Origin of the sequence: Desulfotomaculum sp. 1211_IL3151 (assembly GCF_036763075.1) — a bacterium.
Taxonomy (GTDB): Bacteria; Bacillota; Desulfotomaculia; order Desulfotomaculales; family Desulfotomaculaceae; genus Desulfotomaculum.
In genome coordinates, this window is record NZ_JBAIYV010000044.1 from 128,570 (window position 1) to 148,346 (window position 19,777).

At 47.0% G+C, this 19,777-nt stretch carries 21 protein-coding genes; 19 read left to right on the top strand and 2 right to left on the bottom strand.

All coding sequences use genetic code 11. The features are described 5' to 3' along the window. Window positions 1–170 precede the first annotated feature (170 nt). The 9 genes from sppA (at window position 171) to V6C11_RS12825 (ending at window position 8,321) form a co-directional block, all read left to right on the top strand. Complete coding sequence (gene sppA, locus V6C11_RS12785) at window positions 171–1,112, top strand: signal peptide peptidase SppA (protein ID WP_333531561.1); 942 nt, start codon at window positions 171–173, stop codon at window positions 1,110–1,112. Between the two features lie 12 nt (window positions 1,113–1,124). Next, a complete protein-coding gene (locus V6C11_RS12790; RefSeq protein WP_333531562.1) occupies window positions 1,125–1,907 on the top strand; it encodes a Yip1 family protein in 783 nt (260 codons plus the stop codon). 101 nt (window positions 1,908–2,008) lie between these two features. Continuing rightward, window positions 2,009–2,419, top strand: coding sequence for a response regulator (locus V6C11_RS12795; protein WP_333531563.1), 411 nt, complete (start codon window positions 2,009–2,011; stop codon window positions 2,417–2,419). A 114-nt stretch (window positions 2,420–2,533) separates the two neighbouring features. Further along, window positions 2,534–3,226 carry a hypothetical protein gene (locus V6C11_RS12800; RefSeq protein WP_333531564.1) on the top strand — a complete coding sequence of 231 codons (693 nt, stop codon included), beginning with the start codon at window positions 2,534–2,536 and terminating at the stop codon, window positions 3,224–3,226. 186 nt (window positions 3,227–3,412) lie between these two features. After that, window positions 3,413–4,267, top strand: a complete 855-nt coding sequence (locus V6C11_RS12805) for a class II fructose-1,6-bisphosphate aldolase (RefSeq protein ID WP_333531565.1) — start codon at window positions 3,413–3,415, stop codon at window positions 4,265–4,267. A 24-nt stretch (window positions 4,268–4,291) separates the two neighbouring features. Further along, window positions 4,292–4,942, top strand: coding sequence for a fructose-6-phosphate aldolase (gene fsa / locus V6C11_RS12810; protein ID WP_333531566.1), 651 nt, complete (start codon window positions 4,292–4,294; stop codon window positions 4,940–4,942). 204 nt (window positions 4,943–5,146) lie between these two features. Further along, window positions 5,147–5,647, top strand: a complete 501-nt coding sequence (locus V6C11_RS12815) for a DUF2062 domain-containing protein (RefSeq protein WP_333531645.1) — start codon at window positions 5,147–5,149, stop codon at window positions 5,645–5,647. A gap of 137 nt (window positions 5,648–5,784) precedes the next feature. Further along, window positions 5,785–7,152, top strand: coding sequence for a transcription termination factor Rho (gene rho / locus V6C11_RS12820; RefSeq protein ID WP_333531567.1), 1,368 nt, complete (start codon window positions 5,785–5,787; stop codon window positions 7,150–7,152). Window positions 7,153–7,379: 227 nt separating this feature from the next. Beyond that, window positions 7,380–8,321, top strand: coding sequence for a peptidoglycan DD-metalloendopeptidase family protein (locus V6C11_RS12825; protein ID WP_333531568.1), 942 nt, complete (start codon window positions 7,380–7,382; stop codon window positions 8,319–8,321). 390 nt (window positions 8,322–8,711) lie between these two features. Here V6C11_RS12825 and V6C11_RS12830 read toward each other — a convergent pair whose 3' ends face one another. Further along, a complete protein-coding gene (locus V6C11_RS12830; protein ID WP_333531569.1) occupies window positions 8,712–8,915 on the bottom strand; it encodes a hypothetical protein in 204 nt (67 codons plus the stop codon). 591 nt (window positions 8,916–9,506) lie between these two features. Here V6C11_RS12830 and rpmE point away from each other — a divergent pair. The 4 genes from rpmE (at window position 9,507) to V6C11_RS12850 (ending at window position 13,931) form a co-directional block, all read left to right on the top strand. Next, window positions 9,507–9,707: a 50S ribosomal protein L31 gene (rpmE, locus tag V6C11_RS12835; protein WP_333531570.1), complete on the top strand. Its 201-nt coding sequence runs from the start codon at window positions 9,507–9,509 to the stop codon at window positions 9,705–9,707. A gap of 207 nt (window positions 9,708–9,914) precedes the next feature. Continuing rightward, entirely contained in the window at window positions 9,915–10,985 is a 1,071-nt protein-coding gene (gene prfA, locus V6C11_RS12840) for a peptide chain release factor 1 (protein ID WP_333531571.1), read from the top strand. Next, window positions 10,985–11,935 carry a peptide chain release factor N(5)-glutamine methyltransferase gene (gene prmC, locus V6C11_RS12845; RefSeq protein WP_333531572.1) on the top strand — a complete coding sequence of 317 codons (951 nt, stop codon included), beginning with the start codon at window positions 10,985–10,987 and terminating at the stop codon, window positions 11,933–11,935. The genes prfA and prmC overlap by 1 nt, the downstream gene beginning before the upstream one ends. 154 nt (window positions 11,936–12,089) lie before the next feature. Next, window positions 12,090–13,931, top strand: coding sequence for an FAD-dependent oxidoreductase (locus tag V6C11_RS12850; protein ID WP_333531573.1), 1,842 nt, complete (start codon window positions 12,090–12,092; stop codon window positions 13,929–13,931). A 102-nt stretch (window positions 13,932–14,033) separates the two neighbouring features. Here V6C11_RS12850 and V6C11_RS12855 read toward each other — a convergent pair whose 3' ends face one another. Beyond that, window positions 14,034–14,735, bottom strand: coding sequence for a HoxN/HupN/NixA family nickel/cobalt transporter (locus tag V6C11_RS12855; RefSeq protein ID WP_333531574.1), 702 nt, complete (start codon window positions 14,733–14,735; stop codon window positions 14,034–14,036). A 165-nt stretch (window positions 14,736–14,900) separates the two neighbouring features. Here V6C11_RS12855 and V6C11_RS12860 point away from each other — a divergent pair, with 165 nt between their 5' ends. From V6C11_RS12860 to V6C11_RS12885, 6 genes are all read left to right on the top strand, one after another. Beyond that, window positions 14,901–15,965 (top strand): L-threonylcarbamoyladenylate synthase, encoded by a 1,065-nt coding sequence (locus V6C11_RS12860; protein ID WP_333531575.1) that lies wholly within the window; start codon window positions 14,901–14,903, stop codon window positions 15,963–15,965. Window positions 15,966–16,151: 186 nt separating this feature from the next. Continuing rightward, window positions 16,152–16,694, top strand: a complete 543-nt coding sequence (locus V6C11_RS12865) for a manganese efflux pump MntP (protein WP_333531576.1) — start codon at window positions 16,152–16,154, stop codon at window positions 16,692–16,694. Between the two features lie 157 nt (window positions 16,695–16,851). Then, entirely contained in the window at window positions 16,852–17,304 is a 453-nt protein-coding gene (locus V6C11_RS12870) for a low molecular weight protein arginine phosphatase (RefSeq protein ID WP_333531577.1), read from the top strand. Window positions 17,305–17,330: 26 nt separating this feature from the next. Further along, complete coding sequence (gene rpiB, locus V6C11_RS12875) at window positions 17,331–17,789, top strand: ribose 5-phosphate isomerase B (RefSeq protein WP_333531578.1); 459 nt, start codon at window positions 17,331–17,333, stop codon at window positions 17,787–17,789. Between the two features lie 58 nt (window positions 17,790–17,847). Next, window positions 17,848–19,089: a serine hydroxymethyltransferase gene (gene glyA, locus V6C11_RS12880; protein WP_333531579.1), complete on the top strand. Its 1,242-nt coding sequence runs from the start codon at window positions 17,848–17,850 to the stop codon at window positions 19,087–19,089. A 131-nt stretch (window positions 19,090–19,220) separates the two neighbouring features. Next, the gene (locus tag V6C11_RS12885) at window positions 19,221–19,658 is read left to right on the top strand and encodes a deoxycytidylate deaminase (RefSeq protein ID WP_333531580.1); all 438 of its coding nucleotides are present in this window, start codon (window positions 19,221–19,223) and stop codon (window positions 19,656–19,658) included. The last annotated feature ends 119 nt before the right edge of the window (window positions 19,659–19,777 follow it).

Consider the following 19,777-nt stretch of genomic DNA (forward strand, 5'->3'; position numbering starts at 1 on the left):
TTTTTTAGCTTAAGGGATCGTTTTCTAGGTCAGCCATGGGCCGTGAGCCATAATTTTTTCATAAAATACGATGATACTGTAAACACCTAAGACATATGCTACAAAGGGCACCAAAGAAAAACAGGCAAAAAGCACATGGCCCAAAATAAAACGAACGGAGAGGATTCATCTTGCACAAAAAAATCATAACCGGAGTTGTTATAGCCGTACTATTATTTTCGCTTGCAGTGGCGATGGCTTTTATGGGCAATGGGGAAAGAACAGCTCAAAAAACTGCTGCTGGCGAGAAAATTGCCATTGTACATATTGAGGGAACCATTATGTCTTCATCTCCCGGCGGTTTCGGTAACCCTGCTGTGGCGGCAGCTGATCAAATCACCAGGCAACTAAAGGAAGCCAGGGAAAATCCTGATATTAAGGCCGTTATATTAAAAATGAATACAGGTGGCGGTACCGTGGTAGGCTCAGATGAGATTGGTCGGGAAGTAGAACGGGTGCGCCAATCAGGGAAAAAAGTAGTCGTTGCCATGGGAGAAATGGCTGCCTCCGGCGGCTATTGGATTTCCTGTAAAGCAGATAAAATTGTTGCCAACCCAGGTACCTTTACAGGTAGTATCGGTGTAATCATGCAGCTTACCGAAATGAAGGACCTCTTTAACAAATTGGGTATCGAAGTGAAGAACATAAAGACCGGAGCCTATAAAGATATGGGTTCAAGCAATAAGGAGCTTTCCCCGGAAGAACAAGAGATTTTTCAGAGCTTGGTCAACGATAGCTATGAGGACTTTGTCAAAGTAGTGGCCGAGGGAAGAAAAATGGATCCAGTTCAGGTCAGAAAGTTGGCAGACGGTAGAATATATACCGGCAAACAAGCAAAGCAATTGGGTCTAGTGGATGCGTTAGGTGATTTTGATACAGCAGTGCAAATAACTGCTGAATTAGCTGGTATTAAAGGAGAACCGGAATTAATAGATATGACAGGGGAGCAGCTGTTATGGCAACAAATCCTAGGCGGTTTGCAGGGGAACACCCAACTAATGCCGATTCCATTAGAAGGGTTGCTGTTATTACCAGACAAAGTAGCAGCACCGATGAATACCAATGTGGAGTAAGGGGGAGTAGCATTGAATGATCGAAAGGAGCAAAATCCGGAGCAGCTATCCAATGATCCTATCCAGAAGGATCAACTTTTGCCTCCCAATCCATCGGAAATGAAGGACAGCCTAACGGAAACAGAGGCAACTACACGATTAGATGAAGACAGGCAACCGCCTCTTCAGTTTTACGAAATTGTTTATGGGGTATTGTTTGATCCAGTTTCAACCATGAAAAGGATTGCAGTTAATCCGCCTTTATACACCACCCTATTGATTGTTATTTTAGTTTCTCTCATTGGTTTGCTTACCGAATTATATTCTTCCAGCCAGGGAACAGTTAGCAACTGGGGATTACCTGATATGCCATTCTCCCAGTCGGCCAATATATCCCAAGCATTGAGGGCGGCAACACCACTGCTGGCTATTTTTGGAACCATCTTTGTTTTTCTTAAGTGGTTTTTTTATAGTGCCCTCTTACACTTAGTGGCAGATTTCTACGGAGGACGTGGCAGAGCCAGGACCGTCTTTGTGGTTTATGGGTTAGCTGGGTTACCGGAGGTGTTTTTAATCCCCCTTGGTGTAATTACCACTTGGTTATCCGGTGGCCTGGCCACAGGAATCATGGTGGTGGCAAATTTGCTTATCTTTATCTGGGGCATGATTCTATTAACCATTGGTTTACGGGAAGCCCATCATTTTAGTACCGGCAGAGCATTGACAGTTATATTCACACCCGTCATCGTGATGCTATTGCTGGCTATCATCGGTATGGTGGGACTAATGGCAGTGTTGTCCGCCAGCATATTTTGATCATTCCTTAAAAAGAATTTTGTGTCAAAGAAGGTATTGGCGGTGAATTGTCGAAAAACTTACCTACCGATGGTTATGAATTCGGGGGGTAGTGGAATAGAATGAATAGAAAAACAACCTTTGATATTCTTATAGTGGATGATCAAGTCGGGGTAAGACGACTGCTCTTTGAGGCATTAGCGGATGAAGGTTATCTTGTAAAAATGGCTGGGGGTGGGTCAGAGGCCTTGAAAATACTTAGCCAAGACTTTCCTTCCTTGGTCCTCTTAGATATGAAAATGCCAGTCATGACTGGATATGAAACACTCCAGGAAATCCGTAAACAGTTCGGGCAGCTTCCGGTGGTAATGATGACAGCTTATGGGGATATGGAAATTATCGACCAGACCAAGGGCCTGGGAGTAAAGCATTATCTCAACAAACCCTTCGATTTAGAAGAGGTTCGGGTTTTGGTTAAGACCATCCTGGCAGAGTCTGAGGGAAACACAAATGTACAAACGGAGATCAGCTAAACCGAATACATTAGAAAAGCTTGGCTCGTGGCATGGAAGTCTGATAGTAGAAGAAAAAACAAAAAGGAATTTTTTCTTAGACGGCGAACTCCTTATCCTAAAGAGGAGGTTATAATGGTGCTTATAACCACTGTAGTTACGCTGGCTATTCGTTGTCCGGAGTGTGGAGCATTAGAATTTCATAACCTCTCGCGATTTAGCCTTTCGGGTAATGGCAAATTTGAAGCCCATTGCTCCTGTGGAGCTTTCCTGTTAGGTATTGTTAATCGCTCACCGGGGAGTTATTGGCTGCAGATACCTTGTATTTTCTGCGAGACCAAGCATATCCGTGAGCTATCCGGAACTCGCCTGTGGGGCAAGGAAACGATTTACCTTATTTGCCCAGAATCCGGAATGGAACTGGGGTTTATAGGTGAGGCTGAGCAAGTAAAAGAACTTGCCGAGTCCCTTGACTCCGGCTTGCAATCATTAATTGATGAACTGGGGTACGACGAGTATTTTAACAATCCAGAGGTTATGCACCAGGTAATGGAGTCTTTGCAAGAAATTGCAAACAATGGTGACCTTTATTGTCAGTGCGGCAATACCCGCATTGAGGTTGATGTTTTTTTAGATCGCCTGGAACTTCATTGCAAAGAGTGTGATAGCATTAACATTGTATATGCGGAAACCGAAGAGGACCTTAAAGTAATTCAACAGGTGGATGCCATAGAACTTACACAGCATGGCTTTAAATGTCTCGATAGTTTTTCCAACAATCCGAAACACACGAAAAAGACCCGGCGTAGGCGGAACAAACACTCATAAAAACATAATTCAGGGTAACTATGGTCATACTTATTTTGACCCCGTTAGTCGCGGAATTAATTTTTTTCTATGCCGGAATATGGTTCCTGAAGAATTTACCTGGCACCAGTTCGTCGGCTCGACGTGGTCCAGGTTTTTAATTTTGTCCAATAGCTGTTGCGCAGCTAAAACAAGGAGGTACAAAAAATGCCGTTAGTTTCTGTAAAAGAGTTACTCGCTAAGGCGGAAGAAGGAAAGTACGCCGTTGGTGCCTTTAATGTTAACAACATGGAGATTGTTCAGGCTATCTTAGCAGCAGCCGAGGCTGAAAAGGCACCGGTTATTATGCAGGCCAGCCAGGGGGCAATAAAGTATGCCGGTATCGAATACATTTATGCCTTGGCCAATTTGGCAGCAAGCAAGTCCACTGTACCCATGGCCCTTCATTTAGATCATGGTACCAGCTTTGACCAATGCATGCAGTGCATTCGTTATGGTTTTACCTCGGTGATGATCGATGGTTCCAAATTACCCCTGGAGGAAAATATCGCCCTTACCAATAAGGTCATTGAGGTTGCCCGGGCCACTGGTGTTTCCGTTGAAGCAGAACTGGGGAAAATTGGCGGTACGGAGGACGATATTCATGTGGATGAGAAGGATGCTTTCTTTACCGATCCAGAAGAAGCCCGCTACTTTGTAGAAAAAACCGGCGTAGATGCCTTAGCCATTGCCATCGGTACTGCCCATGGACAATACAAGGGTGTACCACAGTTGGATTTCCCAAGACTAGAAAAGATCGTTGGCATGGTCAAGGCTCCCATTGTTCTGCACGGTTCTTCTGGTGTTCCGGATGAAGCCATTCAAGAGGCTATCCGTTTGGGTGTTCGTAAGGTGAACATCGATACCAATATTCGTGAGGCATTTACGGGTGCCTGTCGCCAAGTACTGGAGAACAATGCCAAGGAAATTGACCCTCGTAAAGTCTTAGCACCAGCTAGAGAAGCGGCTACCCAGATCATTCGTGAAAAGATCCGTGTGTTTGGTAGTTCGGGTCGGGCTTAAGAAATAATTACAGGAGGACTGAGAATGCTTCTTTTTATTGATACTGCCAATGTGGAAGAGATTCGAGCCGCCAATGCCCTCGGTGTCATTGCCGGTGTGACAACCAATCCATCCTTGATTGCCCGCGAAGGTCGTGATTTTGCTGAAGTAGTAAAAGAAATTACCTCGATTGTGGATGGACCCATCAGTGCGGAAGTAATTAGTTTGGATGCCCCAGGCATGATGAAAGAAGCAGTAGATCTGGCAGCAATTCACACCAACATTGTTATCAAGGTTCCCATGACAGCGGAGGGTTTAAAAGCAACCAAAGCCTGCGCTGAAAGGGGAATTAAAACCAATGTTACCCTGGTTTTTTCCGCCAATCAGGCACTTCTGGCTGCCAGAGCAGGTGCCACCTACGTCAGTCCCTTTGTGGGCCGCTTGGATGACATTGGCCAGGATGGAATCGGCCTAATTTACGATATTGTAGAGATTTTTGACAACTACAATTTAGATACCAAAATAATTTCGGCCAGTATTCGCCATCCCCTGCATGTTCAGCAATCAGCTAAGGCCGGTGCCCATATCGCTACCGTGCCTTACAAAGTGTTGCAGCAGATGACCAAACACCCTTTAACCGATAAAGGAATTGATGCTTTCCTGGCAGACTGGGCAAAGTTAACCAATAAAGCCTAAAAATATAGGCCATGGGCCAAAAAGGCCTATGGCCACCTCCTAAGGCCGCTGGCTGCAACGGGACTCCTCCAAAATCAAGGAAACCTATCTATTGACCAAATATTTTCCCTGCGCTATACTTGAAAAGTATAGAATTATTTCGTGCAAGAATAGCCCTAGAAGGGGTTTTCTAATTATTTTGGGGGATTTTTAGAAGTGTCTAACATGATTAACATCCTTTTTTGTAAGTGCAGGGATTCTTATCACAAGCTATTAAGCTTACCCGATGCCCCTAAAAAGGTAGCTCAAGGAATTGCACTGGGAGTTGCCTTCGATTTTTTACCAGTTCCTTTTATCAGTATCCCTCTTTCTTTTATCGTAGCGAAATTGATTCGGGTCCATGCTGTGGCCGCTACCTTAACGGTGCTCATCTTTAAACCAGCGGTTCCTCTTTTCTTTACGATTAATATTTTTGTCGGTAAGTTCCTATTAGGAACAGTTCCCTCCCCCATAACCACCGACCTAGCCCAGGGGGTTCCGCTTTTAACCAAGGCCATTCTTAAAATAAAAGCACTAGGCTTTCCTTTTCTAGTGGGAAGTGGCATCAATGCATTGATTGCCAGTTTTCTTGTCTACTTTTTAGCCCTCAACCTTTTAGAGGCCCGTCGCAGGGCCATTAAAAAAAACCCTAAGGGAGTCAAAGTAGTTGCGAATAAAACAACATAGTCTTGCTTAGGGGTGGCCTTTGGGGTCGGTCGTGAGCATGACCCATGGCCAACAGGGAACCCCAAATCAAAGTATATTCTACAAGCAAATGCGAATCGTTAAAAACGAACAGCTAACACTAAATCGAGGTGGAATTTTTGGCAGAAAACAATAAGCCTGTTACAACACAAACTGAATTAGAGGCAAAGACCATGCAGGAACTGTATGGCATCGCTCGGGAATTGGAAATTGCCGGGTACTATAAATTACGAAAAAAAGAGCTTATCTTTGAAATATTGAAATTACAATCAAAACAAAGCGGTGTATCCTATGCTGGCGGAGTATTAGAGATACTACCCGACGGCTATGGTTTTTTACGGCCATCAACCTATGTACCCAGCAACGATGACATTTATGTTTCGAACTCCCAGATACGAAGGTTTGATTTGCGTACGGGAGATATGGTCTATGGTCAGGTAAGAAAACCGAAGGATAACGAAAGGTACTTTGGCTTGCTAAGAGTGGAGCAAGTAAACGGTGCAAATCCCGACCTGGCATCGGAACGCATGCACTTTGCCGGACTGACACCCCTTTATCCCCAGAACAGGATTCGTCTAGAAACCACCCCGAATAAGATTTCAACCCGCATTATCGATCTTATATCACCCCTAGGGAAAGGTCAAAGAGGGTTAATTGTAGCCCCCCCAAAAGCAGGTAAAACCATCTTAATTAAAGAAATTGCCAATAGCATCACCAACAACCATCCAGAAATTGAATTGTTCATCTTGCTAATCGATGAGAGACCGGAAGAAGTTACTGACATCGAGCGGTCGGTGAAGGCAGAAGTGGTTAGCTCCACCTTTGACGAACCACCGGAAAACCACGTTAAGGCTTCGGACATGGTGCTGGAGCGGGCTAAAAGATTAGTTGAAAGCGGCAGAGATGTTGTCATTTTATTAGATAGCATCACCCGCCTGGCCAGGGCCCATAACCTTGTGATTCCACCCAGTGGGCGGACTTTATCCGGGGGTGTTGACCCGGCAGCCTTACACAAGCCCAAGCGATTCTTTGGTGCAGCACGCAATATGGAAGAGGGCGGCAGTCTGACCATTTTAGCCACCGCCCTGATTGAAACCGGCAGCCGGATGGATGATGTTATCTTTGAAGAATTTAAAGGCACGGGTAACATGGAATTCATATTAGATAGAAAATTGGCCGATCGTAGGATGTTCCCGGCCATTGATATCCAGCGTTCGGGGACCAGGCGAGAGGATTTGCTTTTATCAAGGGACGAGTTGGACTATGTCTGGAGCCTTCGCAAAGCCATAGCCAGCATGACCTCCATTGAATCATTGGAAAATTTACTAGACCGTATAAAAAATACCAAAGCCAATGAAGAAATGCTTTATGATTTTAAACCCAAAAATAGGGTACAAGCCCCGAGTAATGTCCCTCCCCAACCACCACTACCACCCCAAAAGCGTCCCTATCGAAGGAAGATGCAGGAGCAGGCGGGGGAGATTTAGCGATTAGGCGTGAGCCCTGGGCTTTTGGGCCGAAGGCCCCTTCCTCTGCATAGTTGTTAGGACATCTCAGAGGTCTATCCCATACGCTTAAGAGACCCTAAAGCATATCATGCACAAAAAGCGCATGGATTAAGGTCCATGGCTAAAAGCATTTATAACCAACATAGGTATAAATCCCCATCACCTCGGCAAAACTACTACCAGTACGTTTTATCCGAGGTGATTCTATGTTTTTTCATATAAATAAAAAACTTGCGGCCTTTACCATAACAGCTATTTTGGCTAGCATGGCTTACGTTGTTTTTCCTGCCAGTGCTGGGTTGGATGAGGTTATGTCCGAGGGGGATTATACACCACCCCTTGCTCAAGAGGTGGAAGTATTAAAGCCTTCGGAACAGGAACCGGTTAAGAAGGTAGTCAGCCAGAGGGTTGAGATGGAATACAAAGTACGCTCCGGGGATACCCTTTGGAGCATAGCGGATCGGACAGGCATTAGCCTGGCCAGATTGGCGGAAGTAAACCGGCTTGACCCAAAGGACATTCTTGCAGAAGGGAAAACCCTGACGATTCCTGGGGTAGAATTTCGCTATCATAAGATTGCCAGTGGTGAAACCCTTTCCCATATTGCCGGTCAATACGGTATTACCCTGGAAGAATTATTAAAAGCCAATGACCTATCAAACCCTGATTTGATTAACATGGGTGCTGCCTTAGTTGTTCCTAACCGAGGAGAGGAAGCTCAGCCGATTGTTGCTGCCACCAGTGACCCGGGCTCCAAGGTACAAATAGGTGGCTGGGCATGGCCAGTGGCCGGGGAAATTACCTCCAACTTCGGTATTCGAGGTGACCGCCCCCATGAGGGTGTTGATATCGGTGCCTATAGCGGAGCCACCATCGTAGCTCCGGAACAGGGCAAAGTTGTTTGGTCCGGACCCAGGGGAACCTATGGCTTGACCATTATTTTAGACCATGGTAACGGCATTCGATCCCTTTATGCCCATTGCTCCAAATTACTGGTGACGGAGGGGCAATTCGTTGATCGTAACCAGCCCATTGCCAAGGTAGGCAACACGGGTCGTTCCGAGGGACCACACCTGCATATGGAAACTCTGCGCCAGGGTATTCCATTGGATCCGCTCTTGTTTTTGAAAGAAAGATTGTTTGCATAAAAAATCCCCCATCCAGAGGATGGGGGTATTTTAGTTTTTCTTTATTCAGTTATCCGTAACGCCATTCCCGAGTTTCCCTTTTATCTATCTTATTTTAAAATAATCTTCGTCAGAGGGTTGCTTTCCGGACAGCAGCCACAGCACACGCTTTAGATTCAGTAGGGAAAAGGACAAAGCCTTATGTTATTTTCGGGTAGGGGCGTCTCTTAAAGTTTATTGAGCCACTGCATGTAACCCGTGACTTGGCTTCTTGGGTTATGGTGCAGCAAAATAAATCTTTATTGAAAACTTAAAGAAAATTCGGAAGGAAGAAAGGATCTTTAAAGCAAATCATATTCATGATTAATCCCTGTAAAGGGTAAAGGTAGAGAGGTAAGGAAAAAAATAATTTCAGGAATGGTGGTTTCCTTGACCACCTAAAGCATCACATCCTTTCAGCAGAAAAATAAGTTCTTCCCTTGTTGGTGGCCTGGGAATGCCAGGGTCCCCTGACACAGAGGAAGCGGAGTTTTGCACATACTCTCCCGGTGGGCGAAATGAATCACCTGGGGAAATTTGCGATGGCACCGCTCCACCAACCTGTGCAGAAACCATTTTGACATTTGGCCTCCCTACATCCTGTGGTGGTGGATGCACCCCCTCTTCTTTAAACAGTCTGCTGGGTGAGCCTGAAGGCCAAGATATCGTAGTCCTGATTCGTTCAGGAGAAAGTTTGGATGAACACATATAAATCGCCTCCCTCAACATGCAGGTACTGTCAAAGGACCAACACTATGAAATTGTCGCCGTCCCGCAGGGTCAACAAAGCTTTCATGCCAGTGTGTTGGAGTAATTACTCCCGGCGGAGGGATATCTCATCCCCGCATAACAATGGCCACAAGCAGGACGTAAATACCATTTATTGGTACTAATATAACAATACGCCACAAGTTTATAAATACCTTTTTTTGGAAAAAATAATTTTATCGTTTACGTTAATTTTTTGTTTTCGTTGGGAAGGACTGTAAACGATGGATTGTTTGCTATAAACCTTTAACCATCAGCCCGCTCAAAGAATTCCCTACAACCATACAGGTAACTTCTTGCTCCCTACATTTTTCTATGCTATAATATCGTCGTGTCTTTATTATGTCATGAATGCCTTTGGCATTGTTGTATCTGGTCGAGAAAGAAGGTGAGTTGTAAATGAAAGAGAAGATTCATCCTAAATATCAGGGAGTAGAAGTTAGGTGTGTATGTGGTAACACTTTTAAGACTGGCTCCACTAAAAAAGAAATCAAAGTTGAAATTTGCTCCAACTGCCATCCCTTCTACACAGGTGCTCAGCGCCAAATCGAAGTTGGCGGACGGGCTGAGAAATTCCGTAAAAAATACGGCATGGAATAGCGTAGTTAGCAGAGCTGGGGCTCTGCTATTTCTTTATTTGCCCCCGATTTTTATAAGGGGGTTCCCGTTATGTATTCTTCCATATTCTCCTTCTGCCAGTGGTGGCCGTGTGTGGCCTATGAACTTTTAAGACCGGCGAACCGGACAACAACCAGGTAGAAGTTGCGATAAAAGCCTTTAATGCAGTCCATAAGGAAGGTGACGTGAATGTACGATAAACTCCAGGTACTGGAGGATCGCTTTGAACAATTAGAAAGTCAAATCAGTGACCCAGAAATTATGGCAGATCGGACGAAATGGCAGCAGTTGGTCAAGTCCCATTCCGATTTAACCGAGGTGGTGGCTGTCTTCCGCCAATATAAAAAGGCCAAAGAAGATCTTCAGGAAAATAAGCTAATGCTGGAGGATAAACTGGAGCCCGATTTCCTTGAGATGGTAGAACTGGAAGTGGAAGAGCTAACAACCAAGATCGAGGAACTGGAACAGCAGTTAAAAATTTTACTGCTGCCCAAAGACCCCAACGATGATAAAAACGTAATTATGGAGATTCGTGGTGGTACAGGTGGCGACGAGGCAGCCCTCTTTGCCGGCGACTTATTTAGAATGTATTCTCGCTATGCTGAAAAGAAAGGCTGGCGTACCGAAATTATGGAGGCTAACGAAACGGACCTCGGCGGTTTCAAAGAGGTTACCTTCGTAATTGAAGGGAAAGGGGCCTTTAGCACGCTGAAATTTGAAAGTGGCGTACACAGGGTACAAAGGGTACCAGCCACCGAAAGCGGCGGTCGCATTCATACCTCTGCTGCCACCGTGGCAGTATTACCCGAGGCAGAAGACGTTGATATCGACATTAATCCTAACGATATCCGCATTGATTTGTTTTGTGCCAGTGGCCCCGGCGGACAGTGTGTAAACACCACCCAGTCTGCGGTACGGATTACCCACATTCCCACTGGTACGGTGGTATCCTGCCAGGACGAAAAATCTCAGCACAAAAATAAAGATAAAGCCATGCGGGTTCTCAGATCCCGCCTGCTGGATAAAGCCCAAGAGGAGCAGCAAAAGGCCATTGCAGGTGTCCGCAAATCCATGGTGGGCAGCGGTGACCGCAGTGAAAGGATTCGTACCTACAACTTCCCCCAAAACCGAATCACCGACCACCGCATTGGACTTACCTTGCATCGATTGGAATACGTTCTACAAGGTGACCTGGACGAATTAATCGATGCACTAATCACCACCGATCAAGCCGAACGCCTTAAGACAGTGGAAGAATAATGCCAAAGACCAGGGCACACCAGGGGGACGGTTCCTCTGGTTGTAAATGGCCTTTGATAGCTTCAAAAGAAACCAGAGGAACCGTCCCCCTGGTGTGCCTTAAAGAGGCCCTTATCAAGGGGAGGCAATATTTAAAAGAACAACAAAATCCATTATTCAACCTGGACGCCCAAGTGTTGCTATCTCACGTTACAGGAATCGATCGAACAGGTTTGTTCCTGAGGGATGACCAAGCCCTTGCTGTGGAGCAACAGCAACATTATCAAAAGTTGCTGGAGCGTCGGGCCCAGGGGGAACCAGTGGCCTATCTTATTGGCCACAAAGAATTCATGGGCATGGAGTTTATTGTAACACCGGATGTCTTAATCCCCCGGCCAGATACAGAAATGATGGTGGAAACGGCCCTAAGGTTTTTCCGTGACAACCAAGACTATCCCTTATTGGCCATTGATGTCGGTACGGGCAGTGGTGCCGTAGCAGTTAGCCTGGCCGCCCTGCTGGAAGAACTACAGGTATATGCCGTTGACATCTCCCGAGCAGCTCTTGAGGTGGCAAGGCAGAATGCCCAAAGATTAGGTGTCAAAGAAAGGGTGCGCTTTCACCGGGGCAATCTCCTTGAGCCGGTAATGGGAGAACTAGCGGGGAAAGTCAGCATGATCACGGCAAACTTGCCTTACATACCCTGTGGGGAGATACCATCTTTAATGAAAGATGTGAGGGATTTCGAACCTCATCTGGCCCTAGACGGAGGCCCCGACGGACTAGACCTGTACCGCCTGCTGCTACCCCAGGCCCACAAGCTCTTACGGCCCGGCGGTTTACTACTCATGGAAATCGGACCCGGGCAGGGCCAAGGAGCCCAGCACATCCTATCCCCTGAACAATGGCAGGGCGCAGTGCGGAGGGACTTGGCCGAACGGGAACGTTTGATGGTGGCGAAGAAAAAATAGCTATTCGCTGTTAGCCATTGCCAGCAGCAAAAACCAGAAAACGAGCAGCTAAAAGCTAAAGTAACAAATTCCCCCAAAAAAGGCGAACATTTTCAACCCCTTCTGCGTCTTACTATATGAAGGACTTAATATAGAAAGGAAGGCTGCAGGAAAATTGAAAAGATTAGCAGGTTACATCATGTTGTTTTTTCTTATGCTTTCGATTGTAACGCCGTGGCCAAGCCCAGCCTTGGCCGAGACTTCCAAGGAAAATACAAAAAAATATGATCTTATTGTGGTGGGGAGTGATCCGGAGGGCATTGCCGCAGCCATTTCCGGAGCCAGAAATGGCCTGTCCACCCTATTAATTGATAGTCGGCCCGAAGTAGGGGGCTTATTTACCCGGGGCTGGTTGAACGTCATTGACATGAACATGGCCCCAAATAACCTTGGCAACCGCACAGATGTTTTAAATAAAGGGATCTTTTTGGAATTTTACAAGCAAATCGGTTCCGGCACCTTTGATATCCATAAAGCCCAGGAAATCTTTGAACAAATGCTGGCGAATGAAGACGATTTGGAACTTTGCTTAGGGGTAAAATCCTTCGCACCAGTGATGGGCCATAAGAGCGGCCAATCCTTTGTTGAAGGTGTTAGAGTGGAAAATAAAAATGGCGGGGTTACCACCTACATCGCCAAAGGCATTATTGACGCCACCCAGGATGCCGATTTAGCCGCCGCCGCGGGAGTCCCCTTCAGTGTTGGCCAGGAGGATGCAGGCTATCCTGCTAGAAAAATGGCTACCACCTTGGTTTTCCAACTGGATGGTATTACACCCGAGGACTGGCAGGAAATCCGTAGGGTGCTTACCGAGGATGATGACTGGTTTACCGGTGCCAACAACGTCAGCGCTTGGGGCTTTGGGCCGATTATGGAGCAATACCAGTCCAGTAACCAGCGGGTAGGTATTCGCGGTCTTAATATGGGTCGGCAAAAGGATGGCACTGTGTTGATCAATGCCCTGCATATCTTCAATGTGGATCCCGTGGATAGGCAATCCCGCCAAGAGGCCATGCGACTTGCTCAACAGGAGCTGCCCCTAATTGTAGACTATCTCAGAGAAAATATCCCCGGACTACAGGATTGTTTTGTGTCTGAGGTAGCTCCGGAACTGTATATTCGTGAATCCAGACATATTTACGGTGAATACCGTTTGACCATCGATGATGTCTTAGAGAACAAAGACTTCCCCGATCGCATTGCCTTTGGCTCTTACCCAGTGGATGTACAGGCCTCCGGTCCAGAGGAAAAGGGTGCCGTCATAGGGGTGCCTGCTCAGTACGCTGTTCCCTTCCGGTGCCTCGTGCCTCAGAAAATAGATAACCTACTGGTGGTGGGCCGCTCAGCCAGTTTCGATTCATTGCCCCACGGCAGTGCCAGAACAGTCCCGGTGGGTATGGCCACTGGTGAGGCCGCCGGAGCGGCAGCGGCCCTGAGTATTGAAGAGAATAAGAACTTTCGGGAAATAAGTAAAAACAGTAAATATATCAGTCAATTGCAAGAAATGTTAAACAACCAGGGGATGGATATCAAGCCCTTTACCTGGCGGGAATCAGACACAACCAAGCACTGGGCCTATGATGCCTTAAAGATGATGCGTAAACATGCACTGGTGCAAGGAGGTTACCCCAACGACTACCAGCTGGATGGAATTATTACCGAAGAAGAATTAATCCACCAGCTCCAGGAACTTTCGCGCATATATGGGATAACCATACCCGAAGAATTACGGCAGAACAAGGGAGATAAGAACTACCTCAGCGGAAAAAAGGCTGCCCTAATCCTGTCCCAATACGCCGGCCAAGAAATGTCCCGCCAAGAGGCCTATGACTATATAATGGAGACCTACGGGGACAAAAACATATCGACAAGCCTAGAAACCAACGACGGCAGACTAACCCGTGCGGCTGCCTATGTGCTGTTACAAAATTATGTTGAAAAAAATAAAACAAAATAGTTCCGGCAAAGCATACAAATAGGCTGATAGGTAGGGGATACCTGTCAGCCTATTCTAATTAATGGCCACCGCAGTGTTTTTGGTGGCCTCAAACCATCGCTTTTAGTATAGCTTCATAAAGGCAGTAAATGCGGTCACTCCCCCAATGGCAAAGATTAAAAAGCCGCTTAACTGTGGCAGCAGGCGCCAGGGTCCATGGTCAAGTAGGTTGCCGGTAAAGGAAGAGAGTTTAACAAAAACAAGCCCAATGGTAACCAATGCCACCGCACCGCCAATGCCAAAGGCAATAACCAAAGCTAAGCCGCTGACAAGGGCACCACTGCTAAGGGATAGGAGTAAAATAGCCAGGGCGCTGGGGCAGGGCATCAACCCATTGGTAAAACCAAGCAAGAGAATATCGAATAAACTAACCCTAGCCTGGCCTGGATTTCGCCAGGATTTTGCCGTAGGATGGCGGGTATGACCGCAACCACAACTGCAAGTTTGATTTTTGCGCAGCATCATTCTTAAACCCACCAGAACAATAATGGCACCGGAAACGAGTTTCAGCCAGAGTCCCATTTGTTCTTGGGAAATGCTAGCGTTAGACATGGCCAGTGCAGTGGCAGAATGGGCCAATACAGCCATCATCACAATGATCAAGGTGTGAGTAATAGCGGAAGTTAAACCCAGAAGAATAGCATCCCGGGAGCGGCCCCGAGACATGATTAAATAAGCCCCCATGATACTCTTACCATGGCCGGGCTCTAAGGCGTGCAAGGCACCAATTCCAAGGGCAGAAAAGAAATATAGCCAAAAATCCACAATAACCCCCCCTGCAATACTAGTCCCTAATTACTATTCGGGCCGAAAGGGTTTTAATACCATAAACTTCATATTGCACCAAATAATATGTTATACTAACCTGAAAACGATTAGCCATTAGCAAAAGGTGCCATTTGACTAAAAGCTAAAAGATGGAGATGCATAATGGAATACATCAATACTAAGAATTGGCTTGTCCGTCCTGCCCAGCTAGATGAGGCTATCATTCAGCAAGCGGCAGCTATGATAAAAAAAGGTGGTTTGGTAGCCTTTCCCACAGAAACCGTTTACGGCCTTGGGGCTAACGGCTTGGACCGTAAGGCGGTGGCAGCTATCTATTGTGCTAAGGGCAGACCCTCAGACAACCCTCTCATCCTACACGTAGCAGATACTAGTATGGTAAAGGATTTGAGCAGAAATCTTCCGGATAAGGCCTCGTTGTTAATGAGAAAATTTTGGCCAGGTCCATTAACCTTAGTGGTCCCCAAAGCCAAGCATATTCCAGTGGAAGTTACGGGTGGTTTGGACACAGTGGCGGTGCGGATGCCGGATCATCCAGTGGCCCTGGCATTGATACGGGCCTCGGGGCTGCCTATAGCGGCCCCCAGTGCCAACCAATCCGGCCGGCCAAGTCCCACCAAGGCAGAACATGTTCAGGCCGATCTGCAGGGCAGAATTGATGCTATATTGGATGGCGGACCGGCGGGACTGGGCTTAGAATCAACGGTATTAGACCTAACCAGTAAAGTGCCTGTCATCCTGCGCCCAGGCGGGGTTACCTACGAGGAATTAAAGGAAGTCTTAGGTGACGTCATCATTGACCCCTCGGTGCTGGGAAAAAAACTGCCCAAGGATCAGGTGCCGCGTTCACCTGGTATGAAATATCGGCACTACGCCCCAACCTCTCCAGTGATCTTATTTGAGGGTGAACCCCATAAAATTAAGACAGCTATCACGGAAAGGGCCCAGGCATTACTGGCCCAGGGTAAAAAAGTAGGAATTTTAGCCACCGAAGAGCAGGCCCAGGGCTACCCCCCCCAGGCCAAAATACTTAAACTTGGCACCAGGGAAAACCCCACCACTGCCGCCGCCAGCCTATTTTCAAGACTAAGGGAATTTGACCAACTACATGTCGATGTTATCCTAGTCGAAGGCATTGCAACAACCGGCATCGGCCTAGCCATCATGAACCGCCTCCGCCGGGCGGCAGTTGAAAAGTTTGAGTGTTAATTATTTAGACAGGATTAATCTTTTGAGTTGGCTATTTTTTATAAGCATATGGCATAGATTTATATGAAAATAGATTAGCCAAAACGAAACGGTCGTGAAGCTTGGCCTCCGCCATGGGTCCTAAAAAAGCCCATGGCTCATGGCCCAAGCCACATGGCCCAAAAAATAAGAAAGCTGGGGGTTATCTTGAGTCTGATAACATTACTTGCCTTAGCCGTGGCTTTAGGCACCGATGCCTTTTCCCTCTGCATTGGTATAGGCCTGGCAGGAATCAATCGGCGTCAGATTGCCATGATCAGTGTTACTGTGCTGGCCTTTCACGTCTTTATGCCCCTTCTGGGTTGGTTTGCCGGTGGTTATTTAGGAAGCAAAGTGGGTCAGGCTGCCTCCATTGCCGGTGCGCTGCTGTTAATATATCTGGGTGGTAAAATGATATGGGATACTGTCAAACCTGGTGACGGCAGTGAACCTCGTTTTACCATTACCAACACCAAGGGCCTGCTGCTTTTATCTGCCAGTGTCAGCATGGACGCCCTCAGCGTAGGCTTTACCCTGGGTACCCAACAAGTATCCCTATTGCTAGCCTCCGGTGTCATTGGCCTTGTGGCGGGAATCATGACCTTTGCCGGACTTACCCTAGGTAAATATGTAGGGGATTGGCTTGGTGAACGGGCAGAGCTACTAGGCGGACTAATCCTAGCCGGCATTGGGGTAAAATTATTTTTTTAGCGATTAGCAATTTGCCATGCGAAAAAGCTAAAAGTGAAAAGAAGGAAAAAGCAGGATAATTGTAGAAAAAAGTAACTGTCCTTAGTGTAGAGGGCAGTTTTTGTTTTTACCAGCCTGGGAATAATACCATGCAGGAATGTTGCTCGGAGGGATGATGATGGAGAAAAAAATTTTATTTGTTTGTACCGGAAATACCTGCCGTAGCAGCATGGCCGAGGCCTTGGCCAGAGCAATGGCAGAAGAACGGGGTTTAAGTGGACTGACCTTTATCTCAGCCGGTACCATGGCTTGGCCTGGGGAAAAGGCTAGCCATCAGGCCATTGAAGTATTGGCCGATCAAGGCATAGAATTATCTCACCACCGTGCTACTCTACTATCACCGGAACGGATTGCCGAGGCAGACCTTGTTTTAACCATGACAGAAAACCACCGTCAGCAAATAGTAAGCAAATGTCCAGAGGCCACTGACAAAGTTTTTACCCTAGGAGCATACGCCGAGCTGCCCTTGGATGTTTCCGACCCCTATGGCAGTTCAGTGGAAACCTACCGTAACTGTGCAGGAGAATTACAGCACATGATCAGTAAAGCATTGGACAAATTATCTGAGTAAATAGAGGCATCATGGAGGTTAAATCATTGAAAAATCTTACAGTAGTACTGGGAAGCGATCATGCTGGTTTTGAAATGAAGGAAAAAATTAGCCAATACCTCAACAGTCAAGGGGTTACCGTTCAGGATATAGGCTGTAACAGTACCGAATCCTGTGACTACCCAGATTTTGCACTGGCCGTAGGAGAAAAAGTTCGTACCGGCCAATGCCAGCAAGGCATTCTCATTTGTGGTAGCGGTGTGGGCATGGCCATAGCTGTCAACAAAATACCCGGCGTCAGGGCGGCCAATGTCTTTGACCCAGAAATCGCCAAACTAGCCAGAGAACACAACAATGCCAACGTCCTAACCATGGGCTCCCGCTTCATTGACCTGGAAAAAGCCATAGCCATCACACAAAACTTCATCACCACCCCCTTCGCCGGCGACCGCCATGCCAAGAGGGTGGACAAGATAATGGCTATCGAGAAGAGCTTTTGTCCGTAGGGCCTTGAGCCGTTAACCTAGCCCATGAACCAAGGCCAATTCGAAGGGAGAGAAACCAATGATCAAAGGAAATCTATCCATGACAGACCCCGAGCTAGCAAAGGCCATAGACCTCGAATTTCAGCGTCAGCAAAGAAATATCGAGCTCATTGCCTCGGAAAACTTTGTGAGTCCCGCGGTAATGGAAGCCCAGGGGTCGGTATTGACCAACAAATATGCCGAGGGATATCCCGGCAAACGTTACTATGGTGGCTGTGAATTTGTGGATATTGCTGAATCATTAGCCATTAGCAGAGCCAAAGAACTGTTTGGTGCAGATCATGCAAACGTGCAGCCCCATTCCGGTGCCCAAGCCAACTTTGCGGTGTATTTTGGACTGCTGCAACCAGGGGACAAAATTCTCGGTATGAACCTAGCCCACGGTGGACACCTCACCCATGGCAGCCCGGTCAACGTATCTGGCAAATACTTTAATGTGGTAGCCTATGGCGTAGAAGAAGCCACTGGCTGCATCAATTACGATAAACTAAGGGAAGTGGCTGTGCAGGAAAAACCCAAAATGATTGTTGCCGGAGCCAGTGCCTATCCCAGAGCCATCGATTTCAAACAGATCAGCGAAATCGCCAAAGAAATTGATGCCTACTTCTTTGTGGATATGGCCCATATCGCCGGCCTAGTGGCTGCCGGACTACACCAAAGTCCCGTACCCTATGCCGACATCGTCACCACCACCACCCACAAAACCCTGAGAGGCCCCAGGGGCGGCATGATATTGTGTAAAGAAAAATATGCCCCAATAATGGACAAGGCCATTTTCCCTGGCAGCCAGGGCGGCCCCCTGATGCACGTAATTGCGGCCAAAGCAGTGGCCTTTGGAGAAGCACTAAAACCAGAGTTTAAAGGGTATCAACAGCAAATTCTAGGAAACGCCCAGGCCTTGGCCAAAGGGTTATTAGCAAGGGGCTTTAACCTAGTTTCCGGAGGCACAGACAACCACCTAATGCTAGTTGACCTCAGAGGAACCGGGATAACCGGCAAAGAAGCAGAAAAATTACTGGATGAAGTGCACATTACTTGTAACAAAAACGCCATCCCCTTTGATCCGGAAAAACCCTTTGTCACCAGCGGCATCCGCCTTGGCACACCGGCTGCCACCACCAGAGGCTTTAAAGAGGACGACATGGACAAAATAGCCCAGATTATCGTCCAAACCCTAAAAGAAAAAGACAACCCAACCATCCAAGAAAAATCCCGGGCCATGGTCAAAGAGCTCTGTGATAAATATCCACTGTATGCTTAAGGGATGGATATTTGGGGTCAAGCCATCCGCTAAAAGCTAGATGGCAGAAGGCTAAAAGGTTTGTCTCTGCAACCTTAAGCGAAAGATAATTGCCCAAAAACAACCACACTACCCAAAGGAGGTCCACAAAATTGCGTCCTTCCTGGGATGAATATTTTATACAGATTTGCCGCATGGCTGCCACCCGCTCTACCTGCTTACGGCGTAAGGTGGGGGCGGTCATCGTCAAGGACAATCGTATTCTGGCCACCGGCTACAACGGTGCACCTGCGGGCTTGGCCCATTGTCTGGATATTGGCTGTATGAGGGAAAAGTTAGGCATACCTTCCGGGCAGCGACATGAACTTTGCCGATCCCTGCATGCAGAGCAAAATGCCATTATCCAGGCAGCCGTGCATGGTACCGCCATCCGGGGCAGCATCATTTATGTAACAAATCAACCCTGCGTTATGTGTTCCAAGATGATTGTCAATGCGGGGATAAAAAAGGTAATCTTTGCCGGAGATTACCCGGACGACCTTTCCCTTAGGATATTCGAGGAGGCAGGCATAGAACTGGTAAAAATATAAAATTTTATAGGCTCTTGGCCAAAGGGAATCATTTTATGGCCTGTCAGGACTTTGCCCCTAGACAGGCCTTGTTCGTTCAATAATCTTTAAAATTTAGCAAAAACTTGTAATTTTTAATC